The organism is Streptomyces sp. NPDC046881 (assembly GCF_040645015.1).
GTDB lineage: Bacteria > Actinomycetota > Actinomycetes > Streptomycetales > Streptomycetaceae > Streptomyces.
The window spans coordinates 107,747-116,012 of sequence record NZ_JBEYXJ010000014.1 but is presented as its reverse complement, the minus strand read 5'-3'; the positions used below and the strand labels follow the sequence as shown (position 1 = coordinate 116,012).

Annotated in this window: 7 protein-coding genes (1 of these 7 only partly in view); 4 read left to right on the top strand and 3 right to left on the bottom strand. The window is 75.0% G+C overall.

Going from position 1 to position 8,266, the window contains the following annotated elements; all coding sequences use genetic code 11:
- The 4 genes from ABZ923_RS10300 to ABZ923_RS10285 form a co-directional block, all read left to right on the top strand.
- Positions 1-218: GlsB/YeaQ/YmgE family stress response membrane protein (locus tag ABZ923_RS10300; protein ID WP_361469298.1), on the top strand; the 218-nt coding region annotated here is incomplete at its 5' end.
- Between the two features lie 77 nt (positions 219-295).
- Positions 296-670, top strand: coding sequence for a hypothetical protein (locus tag ABZ923_RS10295; RefSeq protein WP_361469296.1), 375 nt, complete (start codon positions 296-298; stop codon positions 668-670).
- A 258-nt stretch (positions 671-928) separates the two neighbouring features.
- Positions 929-1,993 carry a biotin/lipoate A/B protein ligase family protein gene (locus tag ABZ923_RS10290; protein WP_361469294.1) on the top strand — a complete coding sequence of 355 codons (1,065 nt, stop codon included), beginning with the start codon at positions 929-931 and terminating at the stop codon, positions 1,991-1,993.
- 182 nt (positions 1,994-2,175) lie between these two features.
- Positions 2,176-2,853 carry a hypothetical protein gene (locus tag ABZ923_RS10285; RefSeq protein WP_361469292.1) on the top strand — a complete coding sequence of 226 codons (678 nt, stop codon included), beginning with the start codon at positions 2,176-2,178 and terminating at the stop codon, positions 2,851-2,853.
- Positions 2,854-2,871: 18 nt separating this feature from the next.
- Here the strand turns inward: ABZ923_RS10285 and ABZ923_RS10280 are convergent, their stop codons facing one another.
- The 3 genes from ABZ923_RS10280 to ABZ923_RS10270 all read right to left on the bottom strand — a co-directional run.
- Positions 2,872-3,729: an FHA domain-containing protein gene (locus ABZ923_RS10280; RefSeq protein WP_361469290.1), complete on the bottom strand. Its 858-nt coding sequence runs from the start codon at positions 3,727-3,729 to the stop codon at positions 2,872-2,874.
- Positions 3,701-5,701 carry an AAA family ATPase gene (locus ABZ923_RS10275; protein WP_361469287.1) on the bottom strand — a complete coding sequence of 667 codons (2,001 nt, stop codon included), beginning with the start codon at positions 5,699-5,701 and terminating at the stop codon, positions 3,701-3,703. The genes ABZ923_RS10280 and ABZ923_RS10275 overlap by 29 nt, the downstream gene beginning before the upstream one ends.
- Before the next feature lie 834 nt (positions 5,702-6,535).
- Positions 6,536-8,266: the 3' end of a protein kinase gene (locus ABZ923_RS10270; protein ID WP_361469284.1), read on the bottom strand. The gene runs 2,568 nt beyond the window's last position; 1,731 of the gene's 4,299 nt are visible here — the last part of the coding sequence; its start codon lies off the right edge, out of view; its stop codon occupies positions 6,536-6,538.

The window sequence follows — 8,266 nt, the reverse complement described above, 5'->3', positions numbered from 1 at the left end:
TGCCGGGCAAGGACCCGGGCGGCATCATCATCACCATGCTCATCGGCGTGGCCGGCGGTCTGCTCGGCGGCTGGCTCGGCAAGGTGATCTTCAACGTCGACTCCGTCGACGGGTTCTTCGATCTCTCCACCTGGATCGCCGCGATCGTCGGCTCCCTCATCCTCCTCGCCCTCTACCGAGTCATCACCGGCAACCGGCACTCGCACCGCCACGCATGACCGGCTGACGCCGAAGCCGTCGGCCCCGCCGGAATCTCCCCAGCCGCTCCCCCACCAGGGAGCGGCTGGGGAGTTTCTTGATCCGGGGACGGCCCCCATCCGGCAGGCCCAGCACCTCGGAGCGGGCCGCGACTCCGTCAGCGAAGCTGTCCCTGATCCGGGCCGACCAGCTCGCCGACCCCAGTCCGCTGGGCGAGCGGCTCGTCCGTCACCTCGTCGAGGAGGACCTGGTGGTCGCCGGTCTCACCGGGGGCCATCCCTCGGTGGTCCTCGGGCTGGGGGTCCGGCACGCCGCCGGCCGGCGCTCGGTCCGGCCGGGGCAGGCCGGCACGGTGCCGGCGGACCTCGGCGCCCTCCCGGCCATCGAGTTCCCGCCGCTGCCCGGCGGCCTCGCCGCGGAGCTGGCCTGGCCGCCGTACCGGCCCCCGACGAGGAACGTGGCGCGGATCTGAGGCGGACGGGGCCCCGCGCACTCCTCCAGCGGGGACAGGATCCCCAGCAGCGTCCGGAGCGCGGCGGCGATCCTGCGGCTCGGCCCGCGCAGCCGGCTGCTGGTCCGGCCGATGAACAGGAGCCTCGGCCCGAAGTCCTCGACGCCGCCGGCCGCTTCCCGTACCTCCCGCGCCCGGCGCCGGCCGGCCCGGTGTGCCCGGGAACACCCCGGCCGGGGCGGGTGTTGATCTCGTGCGGCAGGAACGGAGGGCCAGGCAGTGCACGGTGAGTACAAGGTGCCCGGCGGCAAGCTCGTCGTCGTGGACGTGGAGGCCGCGGACGGCGTGCTGCGGCACGTGCGCGTGGCGGGCGACTTCTTCCTCGAACCCGACGAGGCACTGGACGCGGTGAACCGCGCCCTCGAAGGCGCCCCCGCCGACACCGACGCGGCGGGGCTGGCCGCCCGGATCGAGGCGGCGCTGCCCGCGGGGACGGTGATGTACGGGCTGACCGCGGAGGGCGTCGGCATCGCGGTGCGGCGGGCGCTCGCCCGGGCCACGGACTGGACGGACTACGACTGGCAGCTGATCCACGAGGCCGCGCAGCCGCCGGCCCTGCACATGGCGCTGGACGAGGTGCTGACCGCCGAGGTCGCCGCGGGCCGGCGGCCGCCGACGCTGCGGGTGTGGGAGTGGGGCGCCCCGGCGGTGATCATCGGCAGCTTCCAGTCGCTGCGCAACGAGGTGGACCCGGAGGGCGCCGCACGGCACGGCATCGAGGTGGTGCGCCGCATCTCCGGCGGCGGCGCGATGTTCGTGGAGCCCGGCAACACCATCACCTACTCGCTGTCGGTACCCGAGTCGCTCGTCCAGGGCCTGTCGTTCCAGGACAGCTACGCCTATCTGGACGACTGGGTGCTGGGCGCCCTCGGCGACATGGGCATCCGGGCCTGGTACCAGCCGCTGAACGACATCGCCACGGACCAGGGCAAGATCGCGGGCGCGGCGCAGAAGCGGATCGTCGGACCGGACGGCGGCCCGGGCGCCGTGCTGCACCACGTGACCATGTCGTACGACATCGACGCGGACAAGATGGTCGAAGTGCTGCGGATCGGACGGGAGAAGCTGTCCGACAAGGGCACGAAGAGCGCGAAGAAGCGCGTCGATCCGCTGCGCCGGCAGACCGGGCTGCCGCGCGAGGCCGTCATCGACCGGATGATCGAGTCGTTCCGGGCGCGCTACGGCCTGGCGCAGGGCGGGGTGACCGCCGGGGAACTCGCCCGCGCACAGGAGCTGGCGCGCACCAAGTTCGCCTCTCCCGAGTGGACGGCGCGGGTCCCGTAGGCCCGAACGGCACGCGCGGACACGGCAGATACCGGGCAAAGCACCACACCGCGCCCGGGCTGCCGTGACCGGCCGGGCACGCAGCGCGTGGGCACTTCCGCCCCACAGGCAGTCGTGTGACACTGTCGTCCCCGTCCACCCTGCGGACCCCTCCGCACCCCCTCCCCCACGAGAAGTGCGCCGTGCGTTCCCTTCCTCTGCCGCTCGCTCTCACCGCGCGTCTGTCGCCGGTCGCGGTCCTCGCCTGTGCCGGCTGGGCGCTGACGTCCGGGCCGGTCGCGCCGCCGGCCGCGGCCGGGCACCAGACGGCCCAGAAGACGCCCGCCGGATCCGCCTCCGCCGCCCCTTCCGACCCCTCCGCCGACACGGCGGCGCGGACGTACACCACCGCGCCCGCTCCCTGTGCGGCCGTGCCCGCGGCCACCGTCAAGTCCCTGGTGCCGGGCGCGAAGCCGGCCGGCAAGGAGATCCCGTCGACGGACACCGACCTGCGCCGCACCTGCTCCTGGAACGCCCTCCAGGGGTACGACTACCGCTGGCTCGACGTGTCCTACGAGATCGGCGCGTCCGAGCAGGAGGCGAGGAAGGAGTACGAGCAGCGGGTCGCCGAGAAGAGCGGCGGCGGGGCCGTGCCGGGGCTCGGGGACAGCGCCTACTCCGTCGTGAACCTCACCACGGAGGACAAGCAGCAGACCCGTGAGGGCGTGGTGCTGGTCCGCGTCGCCAACGCCCTGGTGATCGTCACCTACAACGGCAGCGACTTCGAGACCAGGAAGGCCCCCGGCACCGACGAGATCAACAAGGGGGCCATCAAGGCCGCCAAGTCGGCTGCGGCCGCCTTGGGCGGCGGGCAGGGCTGAACCTCCGTACGCCGGTGCTCAGTCGGCCGGGCCGGCGGGCTCGTCCCCGACGCCGCGGACCACGAAGCCGACCCGGGGGCCGAGGTCGACCCGGTCGCCGTTGCGCAGGCGGACGGCCCGGTCCGGCACCAGGACCAGGTCGTTGACGCGGGTGCCGTTGGTGGCACCCTGCGCGACCTCGGCCACCCAGGCCGCCCCGTCCGCGGTGTGCACGACGGTCGCGTGCCGGCCCGACACCGTCTCCTCGCCGGCCAGGAGCGCCGACGCCTGCGGCGCCCAGGTGCTGTCGCGGCCCAGCCGGAGTTCGGTGCCGCGCGGCACGTCGAGGTGCCGGCCGCCGCTGCGGAAGACCAGCCGCAGCACCCCGCCGGCCAGCCGTTCCGGCCGCCGGCCCGCACCGGCCTGCCGCCCGGGCGCGCCGACCGGGGCCAGGCACGCCGGGCACACGGCCGTACCGGCGGGGACGACCGCGGCGCAGTCGGGACAACGCACGCCGACGGGCGGCGGCGACGGGCGGCGGGGTGCGGGCCCGGGGGCGACGACATCGGGGACCTCCTCCCAGTCGTCCTCGGGGCGGGGGTCGTCGCCCGGGCCGTCGTGACGCCGGCCGGGGTCCGCAGATCCGTCGCCCGCCGGGGCCTCGTCCTCAAGGGCCTCGTCCGCCGGGTCGGCAGGCGGGTCGGCAAGCGGCGGGTTCCCGTCCGTCAGGTGTGGGGGCGCCGGGTCGTCGTCGGGCCGGTGTCCGGCCGTCCGGACGCCGTCCGCCGCGGATCCGTCATCCCGGTCGCCGTCGCGGTCGCGGTCGCCGTCGCGGTCGCCGTCGCGGTCGTCGTCGTCCCAATCGTCGTCATCCCAGTCGTGTACCTCCGCCGTCACCTGCGCCTCCCTTCTTCAGGACGACCGTCGTGTCCACCCGGCCGCTGTCGGCCTCCCGGACGTCCGTCACCACGACCGTGGTGTCCGGGCCGAGCTCGGGCGCGGCGAACAGCTCACGGGCGAGCGGGTTGATGAGGTGGGTCTCCAGCACCATGCCGATGCCCCGGCCGCCGTTCCACTTGTCCCGGGTGCAGTGTTCCAGGAGCTCGCGCCGGGCCGTGTCCTCGATGCGCAGGACGAGTCGGTGCCCCTGGGCCAGCTGGCGCTGGATGTTGCCGACCTGGAGGTCGAAGATCTGCTCGGCGACCCGGTCGGAGATGAAGTCGAAGACGACGACGTTGCCGCCGATCCGGTTCATCAGCTCCGGCCTGCCGATGACCTGTTCGAAGTGCTTCTTGACGTTGTCCCGGACGGTGGCCTCCAACTGCTTGTAGGGCGTGCCGGGTTCCACGATCCATTCGCGTTCCTTGGTCTCCGGGTCCGTGCGCTGCACGCCGAGGTTGGAGGTGAAGATGAGCACGCACTCGCTGAAGTAGGTGGTGACGCCCTGCCCGTCGGTGAGCCGGCCGTCCTCCAGCACCTGCAGGAACTTGTCGAGGATGCCCTTGTCGGCCTTCTCGATCTCGTCGAAGAGGATGACGCGGAACGGGTTCTCCCGTACGGCGGAGGTGAGTTCGCCGCCCGCCTCGTATCCGACGTAGCCCGGGGGCGCGCCGACGAGCCGGTCCGCGGAGTGCGGGGCCGAGAACTCGCTCATGTCGAAGCGGAGGTAGGCCTGGTCGCTGTCGAAGAGCGCGGAGGCCACCGCCTTGGCCAGTTCGGTCTTGCCGGTGCCGGTCGGGCCGGCGAAGAACAGCACACCGCGCGGCCGGTGCCCGGGGTTGGTGGCCTGCGCCCCGGAGAGCCCCAGCGCGGCGCGTTTGAGGATGTCCAGGGTCATCGCCACGGCCGCCTCCTGCCCCCGTACCCGGTTCTGGATGGACTGCTCGCCCCGGAGGATGCGCTGCCGGATCTCGCCGCGGCTCCACGGGTTCTTCTCCACGCCCAGCCGGTAGATGCGGACGGCGTCCGGCATGCCGGTGAACGGCAGGCCGCGGGAGCGGGCGAGTTTCACGCTCTCCTCCATGGCCCGCAGGCTCAGTCCGGAGGCCGCCCGGGCGAAGGCGCCGACCGCCCGCGTCGTCTCGTCGGCGTCCGTGCCGGCGCCGGTCGCGGAGCCGTCGCGGGCGCCGTGGCCGGCGTACCGCTGGTACCGCTCGTGCAGGAGGCGGGCCATCGTGCCGCGTTCGTCCGCGTCCGGCTCCGGTACGGCAACCGCGCGGATCCGCTCGCTGCCGGAGACCAGCCAGCCGGGTACGTCCCGCTCCCCCTCGGCGAGCCAGATCACCGGGTTGAACAAGCCCGGTGCCTTCGGTACGACGCCGGGGGCCGTCCGGGGCGGCAACGGCTCGGCCTCGTGGGCCAGTTTGAGGCAGGCGAGGAAGAAGTCCCGTTCGTCGGGGGTCAGCCGGGACGGGTCGGTGAGCAGGCGGGAGGCGTGGTCGATCACCAGGGCGACACGCAGCGGGCGTTGCCGGCGGCCGTCGCGCACCGTCTCGTCGCGCTGCCGGGCCCATCCGTTGGTGATGTTCCGCAACTGCTCCAGCACCGCCTGGCGTTGTGCCGCCGTCTGGCCGGGGAACTCGCGCGGCCCCTGGAGCAGTTCCTCCACGGCGGCCCGGGCCTCGCCCTCACCGACCGCCGCCACCCGGAAGCCGCTGATCTGGTCGCACAGCACCAGTGCCTCGTAGCCCTTCTCCCGCAACGGGTTCCACAGCACGTCGAGCAGTGTGTGGAACCGGTCCCGGCCGCGCCGGCGCACGAGGTGCAGGTCGCGGATGTTGCCGTGCAGCAGGTACTGCGCGTGCACACCGAGCGTTCCGATCAGCTCCTCCACGAAGGGCGGCAGCCGGTCGTCCTTGGACAGGTCCATCGTTCCTCCCCTGTGCGCGCTGTCGCGGGCCGCGCGCCGGCCATGGCTGTGACGGTGTTTCCGGCGGCGGGCGCCGGTGTCGGGGGCGTGCGCCGGTCATCGGGCACGCCCCGGTTCTCGGGCGCGCCCCGGTTCTCGGGCGCGCCCCGGTCTTCCGGCATCCGCCGGTCTTCCGGCGTGCCCCGGACTTCGGGCGTTGCCCGGCCTTCCGGCACCCGCCGGTCTCTCGGCATCCGCTCGTCTCTCCGCATTTACTGGTCTTCGGGCGTCCCCGGCCTTCCGGCGTCCGCTGGTCTTCCGGCGTCCACCGGTTTCCCGGCATCCGCTGGTCTTCGGGCGTGCCCCGGGCTTCCGGTGTCCGCCGGACTTCGGGCGCGCCCCGGGCTCCCGGTGTCCGCCGGACTTCGGGCGTGCCCCGGGCTCCCGGTGTCCGCCGGACTTCAGGCGTGCGCCTGTCTCCGGGCGTGCCCCGGGCTTCCGGGATCCGCCGGTCTTCCGGCGTGCCCCGGACTTCGGGCGTGGCCCGGCCTTCCGGCACCGGCCGGGCTCTCGGCATCCGCTCGTCTCTCCGCATCCGCTGGTCTTCGGGCGTGCCCCGGGCTTTCGGCGTCCGCCGGTCTCTCGGCATCCGCCGGACATCGGACGTGCCCCGGGCTTCCGGTGGCCGCCGGACTTCGGCGTCCGCCGGTGTCCGGGCGTGCGCCACGTCCGGCCGCCGGTCTCGGCCCCCGCCGGAGTTCCCATGCGGGCAGCGGCTTTCCGTGGTGACGGCGGGCAGCGCCGGTCCCGACGGCTCGTCGACCCGGCGGGAACCGTGCCGCCCCCTCGGCCCGTTCAGTGGCGGCCGTCGCCGTCGACGGTCCGGTAGCGGGGGGCGTCCCGGTGGGTGCCGGTCGTCCGGTCGGTCTCCTCCAGCAGGTCGTCGAGTACCAGGGCGTCCTGGCCGAGCACGCCCGGCAGTGCCCCCTCGGTGCGTTCGAGCTGGAACTCCAGGCCGAGGCCCAGCGTGCCCGTGATCTCCTCGAACTCGGCGAGCCGCTCCCGGGTCTCGGTGCAGCGGGCGTCGTCCAGGGCGCGTTGCTCGGGGCTCCGCTCCCCCGGCCCGCCCCGGTACATGGTCGCCACGCGGAGGCGGCCGTCGACCATGGTCGCCCGCAGCCAGTGGCCCGGTTCCCAGCCCTCCGGCGTCCAGTCGAGGCGGATCTCCTGCCCCTCGGGCCGCCCCGCCCCGGCCCGGCCGCCGAACCGCCTCGCCAGTTCCGCGACGGCGTCCGCGCACTGCTGCCGGACGTAGAGCGCCTCCAGGGCGTGCAGCCGCTCGGCCACCCGGTGTTCGACCAGCTCCTGTTCGGCCGGGGTCAGCGGGATGCCCTCGTCCAGGGTGCGGCGGAGCAGCGCGAGGGCCTCCGGTTCCGGGGTGAGCTCCTCGGCGCCCTCCGGGGTCTCGTACCGGAGGAAGTCGTAGTGCAGCGCGGCCCGTTCCTGGGCCTCGCGGGTCTCCTGGGCCTGCCGGTTGGCGTCCCGGACGAACTTGCGCGCCTCGGTGAGGTGGATGCGCGCCCGGCGGGGGTCGTCGGCGGCGCGGCGCACGGCGTCCCGGACGGCGTGCGCGGCGAGTTCGGCGGCTTCGGCGGCGGCGTAGGGGTCGAGTCCGCCGAGGATCTCCGCCCCGGTGCGGCGGACCTCCTCGGGGTCGAGTGCCGCGGGGGCGCGCCGGACGGCGCTCTGCCGGGGCACCTGGCGTGCCTCGGCGTCGGCGGTGCGTTCGGCGGCGAACCGCCGCAGCGCCCGCTCCCGGCTCTCGCGCAGGGCGCTCTGCCAGTCGTCGTCCTGCTCCTCGTCCAGCCGGAGCAGGCCGGCGAGCCGTCGCTGCTCCCACGCGGCCTGCCGTTCCTCCGCCCGGCGCAGTGCCTCCTCGGCACGGGCCAGTTCCGTGCGCAGGTCGGCCAGGCGTTCCCCGACGGGCGTCAGCGGCGGCGGCACGTCGGGGGCCGGCGGGGGCGGGCCGCCGTACGCCGTGGCCCGCGCCGCCCGGGCCAGCAGGGCGCGCCGGCGCGCGTTGAGCCGTACGGCGGCGAACGCGGCGGCCTCCCACTGCTCGGCGGCCGTGGCCGCGAGCTGCTGTTGGCGTTCCAGGCAGCGCTGTTCCTCGGCGGCCCGTACCGCCGCGGCGGCGAGGAGCCGGGTGCCGATCAGCGCGGCCCGTCCGGCGAGCAGGACGCCGCTGAGCGAGCCGAGTACCTGGAGGGCGGCGTCCGCGGCCTGGTGGACGGCGTGGCCGGCCGCGTCGGCGAAGTGCGCGGAGGCCTGTCCGGCGGCGTCGTGCAGGTGGAGCATGCCGGTGTGCGGCAGCGCCTGCGGGTCGAGGGGCGGCGGGGGCGGTGCGAAGTGCACGGCGGGTTCGACCGTCTGGATCGTGGGGAAGGCGAGACCCGAACTCATGTCTGTTCTCCTGTCGTGTCGTTCGTCGTCCCGGGGGGCGGGGGGGGCGCCCGCCGCCCCCCCCCCCCCCCCCCCCCCCCCCCCCCCCCCCCCCCCCCCCCCCCCCCCCCCCCCCCCCCGCGC

Excerpts from the sequence above, each read along its gene's own strand:
- ABZ923_RS10275 (WP_361469287.1), bottom strand. The coding sequence starts at position 5,701 with ATGGACCTGTCCAAGGACGACCGGCTGCCGCCCTTCGTGGAGGAGCTG.